General features: G+C 45.5%; 16 protein-coding genes and 1 CRISPR repeat array. Of the genes, 6 read left to right on the forward strand and 10 right to left on the reverse strand.

The genetic code is table 11. The features are described 5' to 3' along the window. The first annotated feature begins 71 nt into the window (after nucleotides 1-71). Nucleotides 72-5413: direct repeats of the CRISPR family, unit length 37 nt; unit sequence GTTTCAATCCCTGATAGGGTTTTATGGTTTTTCCGAC. Nucleotides 5414-5692: 279 nt separating this feature from the next. From QUA36_RS26415 to QUA36_RS26440, 6 genes are all read right to left on the reverse strand, one after another. Next, nucleotides 5693-7810, reverse strand: a complete 2118-nt coding sequence (locus QUA36_RS26415) for a DNA-binding protein (protein ID WP_333159473.1) — start codon at nucleotides 7808-7810, stop codon at nucleotides 5693-5695. A 264-nt stretch (nucleotides 7811-8074) separates the two neighbouring features. Next, a complete protein-coding gene (locus QUA36_RS26420) occupies nucleotides 8075-9844 on the reverse strand; it encodes an NACHT C-terminal helical domain 2-containing protein (RefSeq protein WP_333459623.1) in 1770 nt (589 codons plus the stop codon). A gap of 359 nt (nucleotides 9845-10203) precedes the next feature. Then, nucleotides 10204-10896, reverse strand: coding sequence for a hypothetical protein (locus QUA36_RS26425; RefSeq protein ID WP_333159477.1), 693 nt, complete (start codon nucleotides 10894-10896; stop codon nucleotides 10204-10206). A 149-nt stretch (nucleotides 10897-11045) separates the two neighbouring features. Beyond that, the gene (locus tag QUA36_RS26430) at nucleotides 11046-11762 is read right to left on the reverse strand and encodes a hypothetical protein (RefSeq protein WP_333159479.1); all 717 of its coding nucleotides are present in this window, start codon (nucleotides 11760-11762) and stop codon (nucleotides 11046-11048) included. Nucleotides 11763-11800: 38 nt separating this feature from the next. Next, nucleotides 11801-12574 (reverse strand): PP2C family serine/threonine-protein phosphatase, encoded by a 774-nt coding sequence (locus tag QUA36_RS26435; protein ID WP_333361891.1) that lies wholly within the window; start codon nucleotides 12572-12574, stop codon nucleotides 11801-11803. Between the two features lie 218 nt (nucleotides 12575-12792). Continuing rightward, nucleotides 12793-13455, reverse strand: a complete 663-nt coding sequence (locus QUA36_RS26440) for a VWA domain-containing protein (protein ID WP_333159483.1) — start codon at nucleotides 13453-13455, stop codon at nucleotides 12793-12795. Nucleotides 13456-13699: 244 nt separating this feature from the next. Here QUA36_RS26440 and QUA36_RS26445 point away from each other — a divergent pair, with 244 nt between their 5' ends. Together QUA36_RS26445 and QUA36_RS26450 are read left to right on the forward strand one after the other, a co-directional pair. Further along, the gene (locus tag QUA36_RS26445) at nucleotides 13700-14302 is read left to right on the forward strand and encodes a Uma2 family endonuclease (protein ID WP_333459624.1); all 603 of its coding nucleotides are present in this window, start codon (nucleotides 13700-13702) and stop codon (nucleotides 14300-14302) included. 52 nt (nucleotides 14303-14354) lie between these two features. Then, on the forward strand, nucleotides 14355-14609 hold the full coding sequence (locus tag QUA36_RS26450; RefSeq protein WP_333046688.1) for a DUF6737 family protein: 255 nt from the start codon (nucleotides 14355-14357) through the stop codon (nucleotides 14607-14609). 286 nt (nucleotides 14610-14895) lie between these two features. On the opposite strand, the gene carB is transcribed toward QUA36_RS26450, so the two are convergent. The 3 genes from carB to QUA36_RS26465 all read right to left on the reverse strand — a co-directional run bounded on the left by carB (nucleotide 14896) and on the right by QUA36_RS26465 (nucleotide 19382). After that, nucleotides 14896-18207, reverse strand: a complete 3312-nt coding sequence (gene carB, locus QUA36_RS26455) for a carbamoyl-phosphate synthase large subunit (protein WP_333459630.1) — start codon at nucleotides 18205-18207, stop codon at nucleotides 14896-14898. Nucleotides 18208-18801: 594 nt separating this feature from the next. After that, nucleotides 18802-19041, reverse strand: coding sequence for a hypothetical protein (locus QUA36_RS26460; RefSeq protein ID WP_333173517.1), 240 nt, complete (start codon nucleotides 19039-19041; stop codon nucleotides 18802-18804). Between the two features lie 104 nt (nucleotides 19042-19145). Next, nucleotides 19146-19382 carry a hypothetical protein gene (locus QUA36_RS26465; RefSeq protein ID WP_333459625.1) on the reverse strand — a complete coding sequence of 79 codons (237 nt, stop codon included), beginning with the start codon at nucleotides 19380-19382 and terminating at the stop codon, nucleotides 19146-19148. 260 nt (nucleotides 19383-19642) lie between these two features. Here QUA36_RS26465 and QUA36_RS26470 point away from each other — a divergent pair, with 260 nt between their 5' ends. The 4 genes from QUA36_RS26470 (at nucleotide 19643) to QUA36_RS26485 (ending at nucleotide 23086) form a co-directional block, all read left to right on the forward strand. Continuing rightward, nucleotides 19643-19897, forward strand: a complete 255-nt coding sequence (locus tag QUA36_RS26470; protein ID WP_333046692.1) for a hypothetical protein — start codon at nucleotides 19643-19645, stop codon at nucleotides 19895-19897. Between the two features lie 13 nt (nucleotides 19898-19910). Then, complete coding sequence (mltA, locus tag QUA36_RS26475; RefSeq protein WP_445301456.1) at nucleotides 19911-21113, forward strand: murein transglycosylase A; 1203 nt, start codon at nucleotides 19911-19913, stop codon at nucleotides 21111-21113. A 154-nt stretch (nucleotides 21114-21267) separates the two neighbouring features. Then, complete coding sequence (locus tag QUA36_RS26480; protein ID WP_333159493.1) at nucleotides 21268-21975, forward strand: tetratricopeptide repeat protein; 708 nt, start codon at nucleotides 21268-21270, stop codon at nucleotides 21973-21975. Nucleotides 21976-22198: 223 nt separating this feature from the next. Continuing rightward, complete coding sequence (locus QUA36_RS26485; protein WP_333459627.1) at nucleotides 22199-23086, forward strand: ROK family protein; 888 nt, start codon at nucleotides 22199-22201, stop codon at nucleotides 23084-23086. 184 nt (nucleotides 23087-23270) lie between these two features. Here QUA36_RS26485 and QUA36_RS26490 read toward each other — a convergent pair whose 3' ends face one another. Beyond that, nucleotides 23271-23693, reverse strand: a complete 423-nt coding sequence (locus tag QUA36_RS26490; protein ID WP_333159497.1) for a hypothetical protein — start codon at nucleotides 23691-23693, stop codon at nucleotides 23271-23273. Nucleotides 23694-24123 lie beyond the last annotated feature (430 nt).

The following is a 24123-nucleotide window of genomic DNA, read 5'->3' on the forward strand; positions in this document are numbered from 1 at the left end:
GTCTGACTACTTTTTCTTTGAAGCATCTTCTCAAATCCCCTTGACAACTGCCATCCAAGCTTAACTTGTTACGAATGATCCCTGATAGGGTTTTATGGTTTTTCCGACCTACCAAACGGGCTTTACCCTCGGTAAATTTTCGTTTCAATCCCTGATAGGGTTTTATGGTTTTTCCGACTCTGGCTAATTCCACCTTGATCCGTCCCGTCAATGTTTCAATCCCTGATAGGGTTTTATGGTTTTTCCGACGATCGTTACAATGACGAGTTTGAAGAATGGTTTAGTTTCAATCCCTGATAGGGTTTTATGGTTTTTCCGACACCGTGTACACAGCAATAACTCCATTTGTAATTGTTTCAATCCCTGATAGGGTTTTATGGTTTTTCCGACGAAAGTATCACTGCTTTTGATAAGTGGTAAGTTGTGCGTTTCAATCCCTGATAGGGTTTTATGGTTTTTCCGACGAGACGAGTAGAATCGCTGGCTTTGATTTCGGATTAAGTTTCAATCCCTGATAGGGTTTTATGGTTTTTCCGACTCAAAAATATTGATGGTCGGGAGTGGGAAGGGAAAATTGTTTCAATCCCTGATAGGGTTTTATGGTTTTTCCGACTTTTGATGTCGGTAGCGTAATCCGACTCAACACCGTTGTTTCAATCCCTGATAGGGTTTTATGGTTTTTCCGACCCTCATTTTCATAGGCATATTCGTCCATCATAGCCAGTTTCAATCCCTGATAGGGTTTTATGGTTTTTCCGACACAGGGGGCGATGCTGTCAGCTACCGAGAACTGGTTTCAATCCCTGATAGGGTTTTATGGTTTTTCCGACTTTCAGTCGAACCTAGTCGGCGAATACTTAGCAACAGTTTCAATCCCTGATAGGGTTTTATGGTTTTTCCGACTTCACACCGGAACAGTTATTGAAGATCCGCGATTCTTTTGTTTCAATCCCTGATAGGGTTTTATGGTTTTTCCGACGTTAAAAAAGATACATCCCTAACTGCTAAAAAAGCAAGTTTCAATCCCTGATAGGGTTTTATGGTTTTTCCGACCCTCGCTTCATTGTACGATCGTGAAAAAAGCATTAGTTTCAATCCCTGATAGGGTTTTATGGTTTTTCCGACTACCGTTTCAAGCTGTCCCGGTTTCGGAAAAATAGTTTCAATCCGTGATAGGGTTTTATGGTTTTTCCGACAAACCCCTACTCAAGCGAATCCTTCACCGGCCCCTAGTTTCAATCCCTGATAGGGTTTTATGGTTTTTCCGACCTCAACGATGAAGGCAACGCAATTAAAGGCTCAGTTTCAATCCCTGATAGGGTTTTATGGTTTTTCCGACATGGCAATTTGCTGCAATATGTTGCCGTCGGCTTCGGCGATCGCTTGTTTCAATCCCTGATAGGGTTTTATGGTTTTTCCGACCCGACTCGCGCTGGTAGCAAGATTGTGAAAATAAATTGTGGCGTTTCAATCCCTGATAGGGTTTTATGGTTTTTCCGACACAACCTGCAAGCTCTGGAACCCTTATCTAGAGGTTTCAATCCCTGATAGGGTTTTATGGTTTTTCCGACCGCCCAAGGTATACTTGATAATTGCGATTTTGAGGTTTCAATCCCTGATAGGGTTTTATGGTTTTTCCGACTTTTAGGTGGGTTTTTTACCGAATAATTCTTTAAGTTTCAATCCCTGATAGGGTTTTATGGTTTTTCCGACTTCTTGCAATATCATGCTAGATCCACTTGTTAAGTTTCAATCCCTGATAGGGTTTTATGGTTTTTCCGACGACTGTAGCGGTTGACTTGTCCTCTCAGATTCCTTTGTTTCAATCCCTGATAGGGTTTTATGGTTTTTCCGACCTTTTTCTAAGAAGGTGAAAAAACTTCTGATTTCCTGTTTCAATCCCTGATAGGGTTTTATGGTTTTTCCGACCTTGTGTCAAAGATCCAAGTCCTGCAGTAACTTATACGTTTCAATCCCTGATAGGGTTTTATGGTTTTTCCGACCTACATCAAATATAAAGTTCACTCACAAACGAATAAGTTTCAATCCCTGATAGGGTTTTATGGTTTTTCCGACGAGTCCCCCCATCGTCTCTGATGGTAGTTTAGACGTGTTTCAATCCCTGATAGGGTTTTATGGTTTTTCCGACTTCAGCAGTAAATTGTCCAAGTCCACCGCCATTTATCAGTTTCAATCCCTGATAGGGTTTTATGGTTTTTCCGACCAATGGAGAGCTAGGCAAAGTGCTTGAATGTTCCGTTTCAATCCCTGATAGGGTTTTATGGTTTTTCCGACTCTAATTGCCCAAGAGGTGGCCGAATTAATTAGGTTTCAATCCCTGATAGGGTTTTATGGTTTTTCCGACTCGGAATTATCAGCCAAATTCCATACACATTGATGTTTCAATCCCTGATAGGGTTTTATGGTTTTTCCGACTTGATTTTGAAATTCATGGCTGGTGAATTAGTTGTTTCAATCCCTGATAGGGTTTTATGGTTTTTCCGACCAGTTGCAATCAGTCTGCAATCACTTTTGCTATCAGTTGTTTCAATCCCTGATAGGGTTTTATGGTTTTTCCGACGCGAGGGCCATTAAAGCCGATGTGGCTGATGAAATTTCGTTTCAATCCCTGATAGGGTTTTATGGTTTTTCCGACCGAAAATTCTGACTTGTGGAACTGGCAATTTGTGCGTTTCAATCCCTGATAGGGTTTTATGGTTTTTCCGACTATTGGGAAAGCGGCCATATGAGAAAGATTGGGTAGTTTCAATCCCTGATAGGGTTTTATGGTTTTTCCGACTATCCGAGGCTCGTTGAAGCTGCTGTTAAATTAGTTTCAATCCCTGATAGGGTTTTATGGTTTTTCCGACAACATTGCACTATTTCCGCCAATCCTTCCGCGTTCGTTTCAATCCCTGATAGGGTTTTATGGTTTTTCCGACCGCCGCCGTTTTATTTAAAAGAGGAATATTCTTAGTTTCAATCCCTGATAGGGTTTTATGGTTTTTCCGACCTGGCATCCCAAAATTGATTGCTTGCGCTATTCTTTGTTTCAATCCCTGATAGGGTTTTATGGTTTTTCCGACGAGGCTTCTGATCTTGATAGCTTAGCAGTCGCATGTTTCAATCCCTGATAGGGTTTTATGGTTTTTCCGACTTAAGGAATTGCAAGCGCTGCGAGATCGAATTAAAGGTTTCAATCCCTGATAGGGTTTTATGGTTTTTCCGACACAATTGTTCTTTTGAAGCTGGGAGGAAGTAATTGTTTCAATCCCTGATAGGGTTTTATGGTTTTTCCGACGCTCCCGAAAATTCCCAATAGCCACCGCTCGCTTCGTTTCAATCCCTGATAGGGTTTTATGGTTTTTCCGACGAAACGAAAAGCAATACTTGCTATGGGTTTCTTAGTTTCAATCCCTGATAGGGTTTTATGGTTTTTCCGACATTAGACTTGCGTAGCCATCCGAAGTCTGTTAGTTTCAATCCCTGATAGGGTTTTATGGTTTTTCCGACTCCCAACCGACTGTTAGCGTCGTGGCTGAAGATTTGGTTTCAATCCCTGATAGGGTTTTATGGTTTTTCCGACCTTGCTTGCTGATTGCATATTTAGAGAATAGGTTTCAATCCCTGATAGGGTTTTATGGTTTTTCCGACGCATCCAAACCGTTTCTTAAAATGTGAATAAATTTGTTTCAATCCCTGATAGGGTTTTATGGTTTTTCCGACTCTTCCTAAGAATGTGTTCGTCAACAAGTTTAACAGTTTCAATCCCTGATAGGGTTTTATGGTTTTTCCGACTTGCCGACAGAGTTGGGCGATCGGTTCTCTAGCAAGTTTCAATCCCTGATAGGGTTTTATGGTTTTTCCGACTGGTGCTTCTCCGACGTAAGGCAACTTACTGGCAGTTTCAATCCCTGATAGGGTTTTATGGTTTTTCCGACCTTTCGCCCGTATTGGTGTCAATTGTTGTGCCGCGTTTCAATCCCTGATAGGGTTTTATGGTTTTTCCGACCGGCGATGCCGTAGTCAATCCTTTTATTGATTCAGCACGTTTCAATCCCTGATAGGGTTTTATGGTTTTTCCGACGCTGGACATAAGTCAAGTACGTGACTTATAATTGGTTTCAATCCCTGATAGGGTTTTATGGTTTTTCCGACAGATTCGGCTTTTTTGACGTGCCAATTGCCATATGTTTCAATCCCTGATAGGGTTTTATGGTTTTTCCGACTCAAATGCGAGAAACAGGAAATCTCGATAATTTTTGTTTCAATCCCTGATAGGGTTTTATGGTTTTTCCGACCTGGGATCGGCGCGCACTGGCAGCGCACATTAAAAAGTTTCAATCCCTGATAGGGTTTTATGGTTTTTCCGACCTGCACCTGGCGTTCAAGCTTGGATTTTATCTGGTTTCAATCCCTGATAGGGTTTTATGGTTTTTCCGACCCAAAAATTGCATCAACACATCGGGATTGATATGTTGTTTCAATCCCTGATAGGGTTTTATGGTTTTTCCGACTAAAAAAGTCGAAATTCTCCAAAATTGGAAGAAAAGAGTTTCAATCCCTGATAGGGTTTTATGGTTTTTCCGACCGGGTTTACCCCCTAATGCTCCTCTTGTGGGCGCTCGTTTCGTTTCAATCCCTGATAGGGTTTTATGGTTTTTCCGACTCGGCCTATGGGTACGACGGGTTCAGGAACAAACAACGCGTTTCAATCCCTGATAGGGTTTTATGGTTTTTCCGACTTCTGCGGGTGTGCCAGCCAACCGATAAAACTCTGATTTGTAATGTTTCAATCCCTGATAGGGTTTTATGGTTTTTCCGACTACCACTACCAAGGGCAAAAGGCTTTACAGATATGTTTCAATCCCTGATAGGGTTTTATGGTTTTTCCGACTAATTGGCGAACCATCGGGGCGCAAAAACACCGCAGCGGTACTGTTTCAATCCCTGATAGGGTTTTATGGTTTTTCCGACTTTTTGTAACTGCACGTCAATTTACCTTTTTTAATGTTTCAATCCCTGATAGGGTTTTATGGTTTTTCCGACCGGTAATTATTGCTGCGAGGGCAGCAATCCAAAGTTTCAATCCCTGATAGGGTTTTATGGTTTTTCCGACAAAAGAACGGCGATCACTCGCCAAGCAAAGGCAGTTTCAATCCCTGATAGGGTTTTATGGTTTTTCCGACGAATATGGTTTTAAGTCGCGTTTAGATTTCGGAGCGTGTTTCAATCCCTGATAGGGTTTTATGGTTTTTCCGACGTTATAATAGTTTAAAATCTTTTTTAATTACTTATGGGTTTCAATCCCTGATAGGGTTTTATGGTTTTTCCGACCCCTCTGGTAGTTCCATTTCAGGGTGTGGGGTATGGTAGGTTTCAATCCCTGATAGGGTTTTATGGTTTTTCCGACAGCCCGTTCCAGAAGCCTTGCTGTATTTGGTTTTCAACGTTCATTTGCGTCTGCATAAAACAAAAGTACCATTTCAGCCTTCGACTTGTCAATACCCAACTTTTCAGACAGCCCTCAAACCCTTGTCCCGCATAGATTTCAGCGATTGCGTCTACCATTTTCTTGGTTGAAGTGCCTCTAACCCTTACAGCATCTACATTATAGCCCCCCAATTTAACACCTCGATTTTTACACCTACTCATAGACGCATTTTCAACCCAAAAACAGACATCAACCCGATCACCACTTCCCCAAAGCCCCCCAAACAGTACCCGAAACCACCCCCCAAATTGCCCCCAAACCAGCCCCCACGATCGCCCCCGCCACAGGCCCCAACTCCACTGGCACCCCAGCGCTAACAGCCGGAAACATCGCAGACACCCCCGCCCCCAACACAGCACCCGCAAAAGTCCCCAAAAAACTACCCCAAATCGCCCCCAAAGCCCCACCCTTCAAGCCCGAAGGCTGAAACGAAATTGGCAGCTTCGGCGAAAACCCGCAAAAGCCCAACAAACCCCCAGAAACCACACCTCCAACAGAACCCACACCAGCAGCCACGATCGCCACACCCAGCAGCAAACCCGCAAACTCATTCACCGGCCGCATCTGGACACCGTATTGCTGCCAAACCACCAGCCCAGCCCCCAAAAAAACACCAGCCAGAGTCCCCACAAACGAGCCCCAGACCGCCCCCAAATACCCTCCCCGCCGGCCCCACACCCTCCCCGCCGGCAGCGCCAGAGGAGGCCGAAAACTCGCCCAAACACAGCCCCAGACAGCACCAACCACCGCCCCTGCCAAAATCCTCTCACCGATCCCCGGAGTGCTATTAATCGCCCCAAACACCGCACCGCCGATCGCCGCCAACAAAAAAGCCCCCCAAGACGCCCCCACCAAAACTCCGCCCCACTTCCGCCAAATCTGATTCGGCGGCAAAGTAAAAACGCCCCACATCACCCCAAAAAAACAGCCCCAAATGGAACCAACAAAAATCGCCCCCAAAATAGCACTGCCGCCCTCAGCTATTACCGAATAAATCCCCCCAATCGCCGCCAAACACAAACTACCCCAAACACCTCCCCAAGCAGCATCCTGAAAAATGCGCTCAAACTTGCCCACCGGAAGCTGAGGCGCAGGAGTCCGACTCCGAGGAGACATCGGCATCGGTAGCAACGGCACTGCGTACTGGCCGAGGGGACGTGGCAGCCCCGTGGCTGGCTGTTGCCGACGCATTGCGGGCTGGGCCACGACAGGCGGTGGTTGGGGCTTTTTACGCTTGATTTTCGCAGGCTGCAAGTGCAATCCGTTGTTGACTGCTTGCCGCGAAGGAAACGGATCGCGCCCTTTCAGGAGTTTTGCCCGATCGCACCAAGGACACCGACTGAGATGATTTCCGTATTTATGCTGACTGTTTTTGCTGCAAGTTACCAAAGCATCTTCCGCTTCCCGAATCGCATTCACCCAAGTTTTCGCATCCGGGCGCGCCGAAGGATTGCCGTGCCCTTCCTCAAAACAGCGGATAAACATCTGCCGCAGCCGGGGATGCAGCATCTCAAAAGGAGGCGCAGCCGGCATCGGGCGGTAGGGAATCCGTTTCGTACCTGTGGGGAAATGGCCCGATCGAATTCTCGCTTCCAAAGACGGCGGTTCATCGCTACCGAGATAAACTCCCGCAAACGGGTGCGTACCTTCCATCAGCAATTGAAAAATTAATACCGCTAAACCGAATAAATCGTGCTCAGGAGATCGATCGATATCGCGGAAAGTCTGCCCCTGCAACTCCGGCGGCGTAAACTCCGGTTTCCCCACGGGACACCGATAAACGTAACCCGTATAAGGATCACGCACTTGAAACGAATCCGTGTCTACCAGCGTTACCAACGCCGTATCCGTCACGAGAATGTTCGACTCGTTTACGTCCCCGATGACGTAACCCCTGATGTGGAGGGCGTTTACAGCCGAGGCGAGATTTCGGGCGGTACGGTGGAGGTAAAGATAGCTAAATAGCGGTTTTTGTTCGCGCCTGGTTTTGGGGGTGTAGAAAGTGTGTACCGGCATCACTTTGTTGACGCGCGGCATCACAAAACCGACGATTTTTTCTCGCCCGCCCACAGTATGCAGCAAATCGATCGGCCAAGCAATGGAAGCGTGCCCGGGTTCTGCGATCGGCGCATCCGGCGGCATACTGAACATGACTGTGAGTTTGTCGCCGTCTTCGTCTGTCGGTTTGTGGTAGATTTTTGCTACAAGGGACGAGTCTTGGGCGATCGGGTAGATGCGACCTTCACCCCCACTGGCGATCGCGTTTTTGGTGTCGATCGCAATCAGTTGTCCGCTAAATTGGCGCTGCAACTGCATAGAATTCCGTTATGGGATACAGGATTTGGAAGCCATCACTCAATAAATTTGACTTGCCCATTAAATCTTACCTTTCTTAGGACTTAGGCACCGGTGCGTCGAAACCGGGTTTTTCACCAAAAGACGGGTTGCAGCCCGCAGATTCGGTTAAAAACCCGGTTTCTTGGGTGGGAGTGGCTAAGCCCTGTTTCTGTTAGTGGGATGGGCGTCCCGCCCGTCCATCCATTAGTGGGATGGGCGTCCCGCCCGTCCGCCCTATCAAAATTAAATGTGAACCAGCTTCAAATCCACCGACAATAACAACATTTTATCCTCAATTTTTTGTCTGACGGCCGGTGTCACCTGACAATTTTCGCTGTTGAGGCATTCCACCAGCAAGTTGTGGGCATAGTAATACTGTTTCAGCAAAGTTTTCTGTTGGGGGCAAAAGTTTCGATTGTAGCCGATCGCAGTTTTGAATTTGGCCAGCCAACAGCCACCGAATTCTTTGCGCCAGTTTTTCCAGTTTTGCAAATCCGGCATCTCAGTCTGAAATTGTGCCAGCAGTTGTTTAAGTTCGGGTTCAAGATCCAGCGCCCAAATGTCAACCAAGATACCCGCCACATCATTATTATCAAAAGCCAATTTCAGAGACTCGTTAACCTCTGCAAATTCTACATTTTTTCCCACCTTTACCAAACAATTCCGCAACTTGCGAACTTTCGATCTATCAAACTTCAAACTCGGATCGAGGACGCGAGTCAAAGCCAAATCGAGCACGCAAACTAAGGCAACATAAAAAGCCCTAATTTCCGCCGGTTTAAAATTCCTTTGCACTAACTGAGACTTGTGATTTGCCCAGATTAGCAACTGCTGCAAGGTTTCATCCTTAGCCACCATACTGTCTAATTTTTGTTGCATCAGCAGCAAAAGTTCGTCAGCAGGTTGCAAAATGCTGACAACTCTCACAAATTCATTTTTCCACTTTTTGTCTGTAATCCGGCTGACCAATTCTGGCAGCGATTCCGGGTTCGCACTGTCAATCACATATTCTGGTTGAGTGTCGGTTTCCTCTAGCAGTTCGTCAACTGCGCTTTTGATAAAGTTATCCACCAACCAGTCGCGGGTACGCGAGAAATTGCTCTCCAATTCTAGGTAATGACTGCCTAATTTAGCCTTAAAGTCTTTGGGAAAACTCTCTTTGGCCACTAACATATTTTTCCAGCGAGTTAGCTGGCTGGCGTTGCGTTCTGGAAAGCGGTTGTACAAATAGTCGATCGCGATCGCATCTAGAATATCCGCACCCAGGATTTCCCGCCGTTTCACCTCGTTTGCGGGGCCTATTTGTCGCCACTGAGTTAGATCCCCATGCTGGCTAACATTTGGTTCAATCAAGTGCTGAATCAGCCAGTTTCCCCCACGGGAAAAATCGCGATCTAACTCTAAGTAAATCGCCGCAAACAAAGCCTCAAAACTTTCTGAAAAAGATATATTGTACTCGCTTTTCTCTGTTTCTTTCCCGTTCCATACTAGCCAACTAAGCTCGTTTAATTTCAACTTTTGTGCAAATTCCGCAGTTCTTTTCGAGTCTGCTAAACGAGCTTTTAAGGTTGAGATAGCATCTGGATCGAGTTCTGGATATTCGCGGTAGAGGTAATCGGTAACAACCGCACCGAAAATCGCTCCGCCTAAGAGTGACAGCCGTTTGTACTTAACCTCTTGCCAAGCGGCAGACTCCTCGGGGCGATCGGGGTAATAGTTGGTAGAGTAACGGCAATTCAAGGCAATTTCCAGCAGTTTTGTCTGCTGAAATCTGGGAATGTCGATCGCTGCTTTGACTGCTTCAATATCTACCTTTTTATGTTTAATTCGCTCTAATTCTTCTTCACATTTTCCCCACTTTTCCAACCAATCACCGCCCGCATCTTCCACATACAAATCCACAAAATCAACCCCGTAATTCATCCATTCATCCTGCATTTTTCTGGCGGCTTCCAGTTCTTCCCAGACTTTCTGCAAGTTATTTTCAACGGTGTGTGTACCTTGTACTGTCATAGTATTTGATTTTGATGTAATTAGATTTTATTTCCAACAATTTCACCGCACTTAAATCAAATCTCATCTCACTTCAATTTAGGCCGAGTTGCTAGTTATTTCACCCGATTGATTGCTGCGGTAAATGTTCCCATTGCTTAGCCTTCGTCTCAAGCACCTATTGCCAGCGTCTGGCAGACTCCTCCCGGAAACAGAAAAGGGGAGGGAAAATCTTGGTCTGTTTTACCTTTTCCAGAAGCAGGCTGGGGGTTAGGTTTTTGGCATTGTCGAAAATTGTGCAATATGTGAGTTAGTCAAAAAATTTTTTTTTCACAGAGTTTGGAGCAGTCGAACTATTCTCAGCAGCAGATATGCTTGATTTACGGGAACTTGAGGTAACGACCTGCGGGCAAATTATCACTATTATATAATGCTATATTAACTAACTGGTTCAGGAAATTTGCATCGTTTTTATCATAACTTAAAAATAATCCTCTGTCAATCCCCCAATCTTGAAGAGTTTGTTGCCAATTTTGATATTTTAGTTCAGAGAATTCATCCGAAAGAGTAGTGACTTGAATGCAGAGGGGCTGCTGTTGGCGGTTGCTAACGATGGAATCGGTTGCCATAGAAAGATCGGCAACATATCGATACAAAACAGTGCCTTGGCGATCGACAATTCGGGCTGCGATCGCACGAATGACGAGATCGTCAGCCGGATCAAATTTACCGGCTTTCAGTTTTTGTTTCCAGATGTAAAATTTGCGATCGTTTTCGCTCAGCCATTTAGGAAATAGATAGCTGTACCAATACCTCTCCCCCGGAGTCATTAACTCAAAAGCGGCTTTTTTTTCTATTTCCGAAGGTATAGATTGAATAGCCAGCCAAACCTGAGAATCTCGGATAAGCTGCAGCAAAAAAGCCATCACAAATTTTTTAGCCGTTAGCGAACCGGGTTTAACATCTTTCACCCAGCGATTGATTTCATCCAATCTTCTCGCCAAACTCGGATCTATTGGATCTGCTGCGCTAATTAGGGAGTTGAGCTTATCCTTAATCTCTTGTGCTTGCAAACGACGACCTACTGTACAAACTAAAGCAGAATTGTTGACACCTCGATTTTATTATAGAACCGCACCAAATTTTCACCGCTCATTACACATCTCCCAAAATTGTTGTGGGTAAGTATCCTGCCAGCCCTTGACTTTATTTGAGTAGATGCCTATTCAATAGTTGCTGCCGATTCCCGCAGCTCCTTGTACAATAAAACCATATAAACAGTCATCAACGGCCCGACTAAGAATCCCAGTAGGTTACTCACCATCTGAGATGCTAGCGAATTCCCCAATCTTGAACCGATTAGTCCCAAAATCAAGATGGCTGGCACAAGAGCCACAATAGATATCAGAAAATTGGCGCGAAATAACAACCACCAGCGCCCTTGAGTTAATTTCCAACTGCTGTTAAGACTATCCTGTACTGAAGAGTTATTAATGACCGTAACGTAAGATGAAAACATTAAACGATATAATATATAACATCCGAAAATTACTATTAGGAGTAGAATCAAGCCTGGCAAAAACAAATGGAACAACCTAATCCCTATCATCCCTGCTAAAATAAGAACCATAGGAATAAAATAAGCCAAGATGAGTTGCAGCAATCTCCTGTTTGCTTGATTAAAAGCCTCACTCACAGTTACTTGATTTCCTGTCAAACTTCGGTAACTGTAGAAAATCATAGCTCCCGATAAGAAGGGAATTAGCACGAACAAGTAGATAATATTCAAAGGAATAGCTGCTGAACCCAAACCCAAATTATTCAGCAGCAAAATTATCAAACTGGGAGAGTTAATTATCAACAGAGGAGCGTATATAGCTCCCATCTTAGCAAAGGTTTCTCGTAACAAGTATATTGCACTAATTGGTTGATCTATCATTATTGTGTAACCACACTTTATCAGTGGATTTAAACAGATTAAACATTGCTCGAAAAACTTGCTAACAATAATGTTAAGTCATCATCGGTGCGTTCGGAAACGCGGGGCGATCGCAAAAATGACTCTAACTGCTGTTTCGCATCTTCCTCTTCTTTCCACTCGCCAGAAAACCGAAACAAAGGCGCAAAAAACGGCTTGTGCGGCGTCCCTTCCGGGATTTTGAGCGCTAGCATTTGCAAGCCGTCGGAAAACACGGCTAAGTGCTGCAGTTTTTCCCGCAGTACCTGAAATTGCGCTGTTTCTATCGCATTCGGCGAAATCAAAAAGATAGTTTCGTTGATGTATTCGCCGCAGGGGGGTACAGTCAGGGCGATCGCATTTCCTGCACTATCACCTGCTACCGCCGCACCGTCGCCGATTTGAGCAACTGCGATTAATTCCGGCGTAGCAACAACAGCAATTAAAGTGCAGGCTAAATCTCTCGGCGCCACTGCCCGCGCTGCCGCTTCTGCTTCCACCTGTGCCCGCGCAACTTGCAGTGATGCTGTCAAGAATACCTGCCATTCGTCGTCATTTTCAGGTAGCCTTTCCTGTTGCTGGCAAATCGTTTCGACAACTGCTTCCACAGCAATTTTTGCCCCAACTTCCGCGAGTGCTGCCGAGCCCGCACCATCGGCAACCGCTGCCGCTAAAACACCGTTTGGCAATAGACGCCAGCAGTGGGCATCTTGACAAGGCTGCGATCGTTTTTCGTGGCTCGTACCTATCACTGACGCCCCTACAACTTGCCAATTAAAGGATGAATTCTGCATTAATAACTCTTTAACTCAAAACTTCGTAAATTCACAACTATGCAAAGTCTGGACGGGTTTATTTATCCCTAATTACAGCACTTTTCTGGGTTCGTAGGTACTAGCCATTATAGGGACACGACAGTGCCGTAGGGACACGGCACTCTTACTAATGACCAATGACTAATGACTAATGACTAATGACCAATGACCAATGACCAATGACCAATGACTAATAACTAAACAGTTCCCCATCCGGGTGGCGGCAGTGCTACTTGTTCATCAATTTTTGAGTGAGAAACTCTCTGCATACTAGCCGACAGCCAGATGAACATCTCTCTAAAGTCTAATCCTCTCAATTTTACAGGCGTGCGCTCCACAATTTGCGCCAGACGAGGGATATTAGCACCTTCCACTCCGACTGCAAAAAATGCCACGCGCTTGTTAGTTTCTTCCTCTTTAATCCGCTGTGCTGCTATTTCCACAACATCGTCGGATTCACCTTGAGGTTCGCCATCTGTAATCATAAATACCCACGGGCGGTAGTAGGTAATGCCGTTGTTGCGGTAGTCGGATTTGCGGGCTGCAATGGTATCTAATGCTAGCTGAATGCCTGCGCCCATGTGGGTTTGTCCTTGAGCTGTCAGCAGTGGCGTCTCGAACTGGTCGGCGGTCACGAAGTCTTGTACGACTTTGATATGATTGTCAAATGAAATAATCGCGACTTCGACTCGCTTTTTAGCTAGTTCGTCTTTAATTAGGTCATTCCTAAAGATTTCCAGCCCCTCATTCAAGGCATCTATGGGTGCGCCTTGCATGGAGCCGGAGGTGTCCAGCAGGAGGACGCAGGGACAGCGCGGCTCTGGGTTTTCGGCAAATTCTACGGCTTCGTCTAGTCTCATGGTTCGGGGTTGACCTGGGAGTGGCTCGATTTCTAGGTTTGTTACTTTACTGTATCAAGTTAGTAACAAATTTAAGTGCAAATTGCTAGGGCGATCGTATTTTACCATTTACCTGAATCGATTTGAGATTTTTAATTGTAGATTTTAGATTTTAGAATTGGATGTCTGCGGTCAAAAAAACAAATTCCTTCCTGCCTGTGGTAATATAGACTAATAGTATTACTGCAAAATAAGGATAAATCTTATGATTGCAACAGTCACGCAAAAATTAACCTTTGACCAATTCCTTGTAGAATGTCCCGAAGATGGACTCTATGAACTGGTAAATGGAGAAATTGTAGAGAGGAATGCCACAAGAAATTATGGTGATGTTGCTAATTTCATGTTATTTGGCTTCAATGATGAAATCCGGCGACTAAATTTGAATTATGTAGTCCACACTACAGCCGTTATCAGAACTGTAAGTAAAGCCGGCATCGAACAAGGGCGAAGACCGGATGTCAGCGTAATCGATCGCGATTTGTGGCGATCGAACCGTTCTGCTTATTCTGCTTTACGAGAACCAATTCAACTGGCAGTGGAAGTAACATCAACAAATTGGGAGGACGATTATATAGACAAATTGGACGAATATCGGCGCCTCGAAGTTCCTGAGTATTGGATTGTCGATTATTTAGCAATTGGCAGCAGGGAATTTCTGGGCAATCCCAAAGTTCCAACTGTATTTGTCCACCTTGTGGATGCAGATGGCAACTATCAAAGAAGCGCGTTTAAAGGCAGCGAACGAATTGTGTCGCAGACTTTCCCCGAATTAACGCTGACAGCAGAAGAGGTGATGAATGTTTAACTTCTGCTAATCCAGCTAGCCAGACTATTTTCCATAAACAATCACTAAAAATATGAAATCTATTTCTGATAAAAAACTTTCCAATCAAAAAGCTATTAGTCCTTGGAGTTACAAACCTTGGTGGTGTCAACCTTGGTCGATTCTTTTGACAGGCACGAGCCTGATTAGCGGTAGTTGGTTTTTATTAAAAACTGTTTGGATAACTGTTTTAGTCGCGATTCCTTTATTAGCTTGGATGGGTTTTTTCTTGTTAGTTTGGCCGAGGTTGATGCTGTCTAGCGGAGTTTTAGATTCCGATGCAGATTAGGTTTTGGTGGCGCGCACCTTATGTTTAGGGTAAGGTGCGCGGTCATTGGTGTCAACTTAGCGTTAAACCCTCATTCCGGCAGCGTTTGAAACAAGAGCCTCAAAGCGAAAGTCCTCGCTATGAGGACTAATGAGTTCTTCAGTCCTCTTCGAGAGGACTTTCGCTATAAGACAGGGAATTCATTCCCTGGCGGACTGCCGGGTGAACGCGAGGACTGGCGGACTAAAAGCTTCATTTGACACTAATAGTCCGCGCTGCACACCCTAAACATAGGGTGTTTCGCCCTCTAGGTTTGCGGGTAATAGTCTTGAATTGCTTTTACTTCCATTGGGTAGGATTTGAGCGATCGAATTCCCGCTGCTGTCGCTTTGGCACCGGCTATTGTGGTAATAATCGGGATTTTGTAAGTCAAAGCTGTGCGGCGGATAAAGATGCCGTCGGCGCGGGATTCTTCCCCGGAAGGTGTGGTGATAATTAGTTGAATTTTCTCATTCTTGATCGAATCCAACAAATTCGGCCGCCCTTCGTGCAGTTTCAATTCCAAATCTACCTCTAAACCTTGCTCTTGCAAAACTTTGCGTGTCCCGTGGGTTGCGACTACTCTGAAACCCAATTCTAAGAATTCCTTGACAACGGGTACAACCGCTAGTTTGTCGCGATCGCGCATCGAAACCAGCACAGTTCCAAACAGCGGCATCATTTGTCCAGCGCCGAGTTGAGCTTTGGCAAAGGCTTTGCCAAAATCGGTGTCAATTCCCATGACTTCGCCGGTCGATCGCATTTCTGGCCCTAACAAGGTATCAGTTCCCGGAAACTTCGCAAAGGGCAATACAGCTTCTTTTACCGAAACATGAGTGGGTATAATCTCTTCAGTAAAACCTAAAGCTTCTAGAGTTTTGCCAGACATGACTCGCGAGGCCATTTTTGCTAAGGGAACTCCGATCGCCTTGGAGACAAAAGGCACTGTTCTAGAAGCGCGCGGGTTAGCTTCCAAAATGAAAACTTCTTCCCCTTGAACAGCAAATTGAATATTCATCAACCCGATTACTTTCAGGGATTTTGCTAATTCTACTGTCCAGCGGCGGATTGTTACCAAAGCTGCATCTGGAAGCGTTTGGTAAGGGATAGAACAAGCAGAGTCGCCGGAGTGGATTCCCGCTTCCTCAATGTGCTCCATAATACCGCCGATCGTCACATTGCCAGTAACATCGGCGATCGCATCGACATCCACCTCGATCGCATTCTCCAAAAACTTATCAATTAAAATCGGATGATCGGGTTCTACTAGCACGGCATAGGTCATGTAACGTTCCAATTCAGCATCGGAATAAACAATTTCCATTGCTCGCCCGCCTAATACGTAACTGGGTCGCACCACTACCGGATAACCAATCCGTTGAGCTACTATTAAAGCATCCTCAAAACTACGAGCCAAACCGTTAGCAGCTTGCTGAATATCCAACTCCCGCAGAATCTTTTCAAATCGCTCCCTGTCTTCAGCAGTATCAATGGAATCCGGCGAAGTTCCCCAGATTTTTGTTTGTACATCGGGGTGATTTTCCAGAGCTTTTTGTAAAGGAAGCGCTAATTTCAGTGGGGTTTGTCCGCCAAACTGAATAATTATTCCTTCGGGATTTTCGGCTTCGATGATGTTGAGAACATCTTCTTTTGTTAGCGGTTCAAAATACAGGCGATCGCTCGTATCATAATCCGTCGAAACCGTCTCCGGGTTCGAGTTGACCATAATTGTCTCAAACCCGTCTTCTCCTAGGGAATAGGAAGCGTGACAGCAGCAGTAATCAAACTCAATTCCCTGTCCGATCCGGTTCGGCCCGCCACCTAAAATCATCACTTTTCGTTTGGTAGAAGGCAAAACTTCCGACTCCGGCGCGAGACTGTGGCCTACAGACGAAACTTTCTTTTCTTCATCGCCCACTTCCCAAATTGCCGCTCCCGCTTCGTAGGTGGAATAATAATAGGGTGTAAACGCTTCAAATTCAGCGGCACAGGTATCGACTGTTTTGTAAATCGGAATTACGCCTAACTGTTTGCGGTAAGCGCGGACTTGATCTTCCGATGTTTTGGTGGCATAAGCAATTTGGCGATCGCTAAAACCCAATTGCTTTACTTCAAACATTGTCTCTTTTGTCAACTCTTCCAACCGCGTTCGTTTCAAGAACTTCTCAGTTTCCAGCAATTCCTGCATTTTATCCAAAAACCAAGGATCGATTCCTGTAAACTCGAAGATATCTTCCACCGACATTCCCATCATCATCGCGTGGCGAACTGTAAAAATGCGATCGGGATTTGGCGTCCGCAATCCGGCGCGAATTTGTTCCAAACTCGGCAATTTTTCCGGTTTGTCGCACCCGAAACCTGCGCGGCCTGTTTCCAATCCCCGCAGGGCTTTTTGGAAGGATTCATTGAAGCTGCGCCCGATCGCCATTACCTCCCCAACAGACTTCATTTGCGTTGTTAGAGTCGGTTCGGAACCGGGGAACTTTTCAAAGGCAAATCGGGGAATCTTCGTCACCACGTAGTCAATTGTCGGCTCAAAAGACGCCGGAGTTTTCTTGGTAATATCGTTGGAAATTTCGTCTAGGCTGTAACCTACCGCTAATTTTGCCGCCATTTTTGCAATAGGGAAACCAGTTGCTTTCGAGGCCAAGGCGGAGGAACGGGAAACCCGAGGGTTCATTTCAATAACGATGAAATCTCCGTTAACAGGATTGACGGCAAATTGAATATTGGAACCGCCGGTTTCAACTCCTATCTCGCGAATAATTTTCACCGAAGCATCTCGCAGGCGCTGATATTCTTTGTCTGTGAGAGTTTGCGCCGGGGCGACGGTGATAGAATCGCCGGTGTGGACGCCCATCGGGTCGAGATTCTCGATCGAACAAATAATCACCACATTATCTGCCAAATCTCGCATTACTTCCAGTTCGTACTCTTTCCAACCAATCAAAGATTGTTCGATTAAAATTTGCGATACTGGACTGGCATCAATCCCGCCTTGTGCCATTTCTTCAAATTCTTCTTGATTGTAAGAAATGCCGCCTCCCGTGCCTCCCATTGTAAAAGCAGGACGAATAATTAACGGATAACTGCCGATTTGGTGACCAATTGCTTTGGCTTCGTCGAGAGTGTTGGCAATTCCAGAAGGGCAAACGGCGACACCAATTCGCGCCATCGCTTCCTTAAATAATAGCCGATCTTCTGCCATTTCAATTGCTGGCAACTTAGCACCAATCAACTCGACGTTGTATTTTTCTAAAACGCCATTTTTAGCGACGGCAACTGCTAAATTTAGCGCCGTTTGACCGCCCATTGTTGGTAAAATTGCTTGAGGTCTTTCTTTAGCAATGATTTGTTCGAGGATGGCAGGTGTTAGAGGTTCGATGTAAATGCGATCGGCAGTTTCCGGATCGGTCATAATCGTTGCAGGGTTGGAATTCACCAACACTACTTCAAAACCTTCTTCTCGCAAAGCTTTGCAAGCTTGTGTCCCTGAATAGTCAAATTCGCACGCTTGACCGATAACAATTGGGCCGGAACCAATAAGAAGAATCTTTTTTAAGTCTTGACGACGGGGCATAGGTTCGTAATTAGTAATTGGACAAGGTGGAGGATTAATTTGATATTTTGCATCAGTCTTAGAAACAGGCTTTCTAAGCTGTTCCCCCCAAAGCTTACTCAAAATAGTGCAAGTTTTGTTGTTAATTTGAAATTGTGCACCATTCTCAGCATTTTGGAAGCAGAACCTCGCAACTCCGGCCCACAGACACCCCCAGCTAACCAGAAATATTGATGAGAAAAGGGTGCAGTCGATCGGTAAATCAAGACTATTTTAAGTGTTGCGGTCAAATCGTGTTCTAAAATACACAATCCCTGTATTCCGCACGATTAATCATTGTAGAGACACTCCAAGAACCCATTGATGCCAACTTAACGTCTAACCCAATCACAGACTGTTGTTTGAGTATTAAATCTAGATCCCCCCCTAGCCCCCCTTAAAAAGGGGAGTAGGGGGTGGGACAAGAGTATTCTCAAAGTCAACCCCTACTCCCCTTCTTAAGGGGGATTTAGGGGGATCTAGACTTAGCTAAAAGCGAGATTTATCAATGGTTTCAGGCGATTGTTGACACGAAGAAGGGATCTTGGAGTGTCCCTACCGCATTTGATCCTATTTTTAGGCTTTGCGCGATCGGCGAATGAGTACGCTTATCACTTGTCCCGGCTTTGCACCTCGCTGCGGCGGACTCCAATCCCCGACGGCGGCAAATCCTAGTCGGTACAAAGTGTGGATGGTTTCTAACACGGCGGCGCGGGAACCGACAACCGTGATCCGCACGACTTCCTGTTCGGATACTGCTGAGTCGTCATTTGGACGTGCGGAAAAGTTATCGTCAGGTACGAATTCCTGTGACATAATATGGTCTCCTGGTTTTTGGTTTTCTAGGAAAACCCAAAAACCCAGCCGCCCCGCACGTTAACACAGAGCAGGGCGGCTACAGAGAATGTTAAAATTCTCCATTAGCCTCCATACTGCTTACTCAGTTTGGCGGTAGCTGTCCATTGCTGTTGGTAGCAGCTTTGGGCAGTGCAACTAGATTTTTGAGCGACGTGGGCTGCTTCCTCTTTGAGCAAAGCAGCCTTAATTTCACAGCGTAGCCGCAGATGGGGGCTGCCGTCAATCGATTTTAGATTCGAGATTTGAGATTTTAGATTGAGATTTTCCTCCTGCAACAACTCTCCGGTGTCTCCCACCATCGGCTTCTCCCAGTCTCCCCCTCTCCCGTCTCTCCCTCTGGCTCAATCCAACCTACTAGATGAGGGAATGCGCCGAGGAAGAGGTAAAATATGGAATCGTTCCAAAAGCTTAAAATCAAAAATCAAAAATCAAAAATCAAGATATGCCTAGAACTCAAGTGCGAATATTCCGTGCACCTGCTGCTTGAGGGCAACCACATCAATTTTAGATTTTAGATTTTAGATTTTAGATTGTCCTGCAACAACTCTCCCCATCTCCTATGCCTAGAACACCCAGCGAATATTCCGTACACCTGCTGCTTGAGGGCGGCCACCGCGAAGAAATCCGTTTTTCAACGCTGCAAGATTTTCAACAGTGGTATAAAACTCTGGTTCCCAAACAAGATTCGTCAGAATTTGTTAATGTCCCGATCAAAAATATTCAAGGCGAATACATGGTAGTTCGGCCTACCAGCGTTCTCGCAATTCGCGTGGAACCGGTATTTACTTCTAGCGTTGAGAGATTCGATGAATAAGGAAAATAATCAATTGAGTAGGAAAGATTGGAAATTGAGCAAAATTTTCCGCTATCAGATATTAGCGCTCGCCTGTTGCGTTTTGGCGATCGCTTTTTCGGTGCCCGCCGTTGCAGTTCCGTCGCTGCAACCAATTAGTCTAAATCAATTGCAAGCTGGCGAGTCGGATGATCTCGCCTTTGACGCTCAAATCTGGGGCGAAAATGGCAAACCGGGCGATCGGGAATTGCTGTTAAAGTCGATCGACAATAGCCTCCGCTATCTCAATACATCGGCCGCCGCCACTGCCTACAGCCGCTATCCAGTAGCAGGAGTTACGCGCGATCGAGTCCGCCGTTCCCTCGATCGATTCCGCCAATTAGTTGTCAGTTCCACAACCCCTGCACAACTTCAGGAATCGGTCAAGCGCGAATTTGTATTTTACAAATCCACGGGCAAAGATGGCAAAGGAACAGTCGCATTTACAGGTTATTTCGAGCCGACTTACGCAGCATCTCGCACGCCTAATTCCGAATACCGTTATCCTCTGTATCGGATGCCGCCAAACATGGCATCTTGGCCGAAACCTCACCCGACAAGATTGCAATTAGAAGGCGAAGATGCTTTGCAGGCAAGTAAAGGATTGCTGCGAGGGTTAGAATTAGTTTGGTTGCGCGATCGCTTCCAAGCATTTCTCGTGCACGTCCAAGGTTCTGCGAGATTGCAGCTAACAGATGGTAGCGAGATGACCGTCGGTTTTGCAGGCAAAACCAGTCACAGTTATACAGGAGTTGGACGAGAATTAGTTAAAGACGGAAAGTTTACTTTAGAAGAGTTAACTTTGCCGAAACTAAGGGAATATTTTACCAACTTTCCCGCAGATATGGACAAGTATTTGCCGAAAAATGAAAGCTTTGTATTCTTCCGGGATAGTAATGGAGCTCCAGCCACAGGAAGCATTGGAGTGCCAGTAACTGCCGAAAGGTCGATCGCCACCGACAAAGCCTTAATGCCACCCGGTGCACTAGCATTAATTAGTACAAAACTCCCTTATCCGAATGCGGCGGGACAACTCGAACAAAATGCCGTGAATCGGTACGTTTTGGATCAAGATACGGGCGGTGCAATCAAAGGCGCGGGGAGAGTTGACGTATTTATGGGAACGGGTGATTTAGCGGGCGATCGTGCCGGTTATATCAACTCAACAGGAGAACTGTATTATCCGCTTTTAAAGTAGATTAATTCTACTTCATGTGATTGTTTGCTGTGCGTCGTAATCCCGGACACGGCAATGCGCCGTGTCCCTACAGATATCTTCGACAATCTATATGTAATCCTACTTTTGATAATTGCTATAAAATAGAAAATACCCCACCCTCGCAAGCTCACAAATGCTCAACAAAATTCTGCAATTCTTCAAACGACTAATTCAGCGGCTATTCGGAACCCCAAGCCAGCCCGCCCCGCCTTCAGAAAATACCACCATCCGCCCAACATTAACTGACGCGGAATACGAGTCAAAATTCATGGAAATCCTGGAAGGGGTGAATGCCGGCTGGAGTCGCGGGGATGTAGCAGGATTCTTAATCGCAAAACGCCTTAAAGATGGTGAATTGGCTGCTTGGCTGCGACGGTTTCAGCAAAGATTGTTAGAGGGTGAACATGATGAGATCGCTGCTACGGATGCGGTGGCATCGCTTCAGGAATTAGCGCAGCGGCTGGTATTGTTAGGTAGAATTGGCAGCGGGGAATTCTCAGAGGTTGCGAGGCAAATTGGGCGGGAGATATTGACAAGGTTTCCGCTGCCGGAGGCTGAGGAGGAGGATACAAAGGGGAGGGTAATTGAGGCGGTGTTTGTTGGGGATGGTTTGGGTTTTTCTGGGGAAGGGAACCGCACAGGCGCTGAGGGTGCGGAGGCAGAATCGGAAGTTAATGTAGAGGCTGAGGCATGGTGCGATCGAGGTAATGAGCAGTATAATTTAGGACGATTTGAAGAAGCGATCGCATCTTATACCCAGGCAATTGCTCTCCAACCAGACTATCACGATGCTTTGCACAACCGAGAGGTAGCGCAACGTAAGTTAGGCGAAATTCAATAGGCGAACTCGCTTGTATCCAGAATTTTTGCTAGGGATTGCGATCGGCATGATACTATTAAGAATTAAGCCCAGTTTGCGTCGCTAATTATTATACACTAAAATAGAGTGGGAGGATTTAAATCCTCACTACCAACTTAATTGGTAAGGTGCACAATCCGCACTCTAAAATATGTTTATCCTATGAGGATTAATCCTAAATCCTTGCATCTCAAACCCAAATCGAATGACACAAGTAATCGGCATTGACTTAGGCGGAAGCGCCATTAAACTGGGCAGATTTAGCGAAAATGGTCTTTGTCACCAATCCTTAACTGTCCCAACCCCTCAACCCGCAACGCCAGAAGCAGTTTTAGCAGCGATGACGGATGCTATTTTACAACTGAATCCGGCCGAAAATGCTGTAAGTGCGATCGGCATCGGCACTCCAGGCCCCGCAGACGCCGCCGGCAGAATAGCGAGAGTAGCCATTAACCTCAAAGACTGGCATAACGTCCCCCTAGCTGACTGGGTGGAAGCTAAAACCGGACTGCCGACCATGTTAGCAAATGATGCCAATTGTGCCGGATTGGGAGAAGCTTGGTTGGGTGCAGGAAGGCACTTTAAAGACCTAATTTTAATAACTTTAGGTACAGGAGTCGGCGGTGCAGTTATCCTAGACGGCAAACTATTTGTAGGTCATCAAGGCGCGGCCGGAGAACTAGGGTTGATTACTATAAATCCCGACGGCCCGGAGTGTAAAAGTGGCAATCGCGGTTCTTTAGAACAGTACGTTTCGGTGCAAGCAATTCGCCGCGAAACCGATTTAGAACCGCTACAATTAGCAAATTTAGCTAAGTATGGAGATGCCAAAGCTTTAGAATTTTGGCAAAATTACGGTCGTTATCTCGGTCTAGGTTTGGCAAGTCTCATTTATATTTTGACGCCGGAAGCTATTATTATCGGCGGTGGAATTAGTGCCAGTGCAGAATTTTTCTTGCCACAGGTTCGAGAAGAAATTGAGCGGCGGGTGTTGCCGACTTCTCGCGCAGATTTGCAGTTATTGGTTGCTGAATTGGGCAATCAAGCAGGTATAGTAGGTGCGGCCAAATTAGCTTGGCAGCTTGTTCAATAGTTAAAATTTAAAAATTCAGCGCATTTGACTGCGCTTTTTTCATATCTAAACTTAGGGAGCAACCTAAGCATTTTAGGTCAAAAAAAATAAAATGAATGTGAGGATTTACTAAAAATAGTCTCCCTTCCTTCTTCATTGTTCATCTTTCTAACTAATGACTAAAGACTAATGACTAAGGACTGCTTCATGGCAGAGATTGTCCAGTAGTATTTTTTATGTATTCCTGAATTTGTTGATAAGTTTCCGGGTTGCTTTGGCGCAGGATAATAATATTAGTTGCGCTATCAGGGAGGCAAAAGCTTAGCCGACCGTTCTGTTCGCAAGCAAAAGAGCTAATTCGACTCATATCGATCGCAATTTCTTTGCGGTCATAATTAATTTTAATCCACGAACCTCTAGAATTGCGATCAATCGTTTTTTTGAGGTAATCGAGAACTTGCTTGTAAGCCTCATAATTGCCTTGGGGATTGAGGATAATCGGCTGACTGCTATTAGGCAGCCAAAAGGTGAGACGCTTGTTATCCAGTTCGCTAGAAAAAGCACTAATAGTGTCAAGGTCAATTATGTATGTACTTTTCTCATAAGTAATTTTGCTCCAATAAGCCACAAAGCCTCCTCAAACCTGTGTTTCCTGGTATTTTAGGATAGTTTGACAACTCATACCATTTTAGATTTTAGATTGTAGATTTTAGATTGGGCATGACAGATGACTATCGGGGTTGGGAAGTTGCCTAAAGTTACATTTTTTTTTGGAAACTGGTATCACCCTTGAAATCCGTAAAAAGTTAAGTAAAAATATCAGCATTTTTACCTTCTGCCTTTTGCCTTCTCCCTGGTGGTACTAGCCCCCCAGCCCTAGCATAGGGGTTGGGGGGAAGGTTTTTCACTCGTTGAGAATACTGCCCGATATCTAGTCCGGTAAGTGCGACCCCTATCAAATCCTATTGGTCTGTCGGGTGGGTTTTGTAATGTCCATTGTCTGGGCGATTTGAATATTGTCTACTCTGAACCGCCCCTACAGACATCTAATATATCAG

Source organism: Microcoleus sp. Pol10D4, from assembly GCF_036701555.1.
In the GTDB taxonomy this organism is placed as follows: Bacteria; Cyanobacteriota; Cyanobacteriia; order Cyanobacteriales; family Microcoleaceae; genus Microcoleus.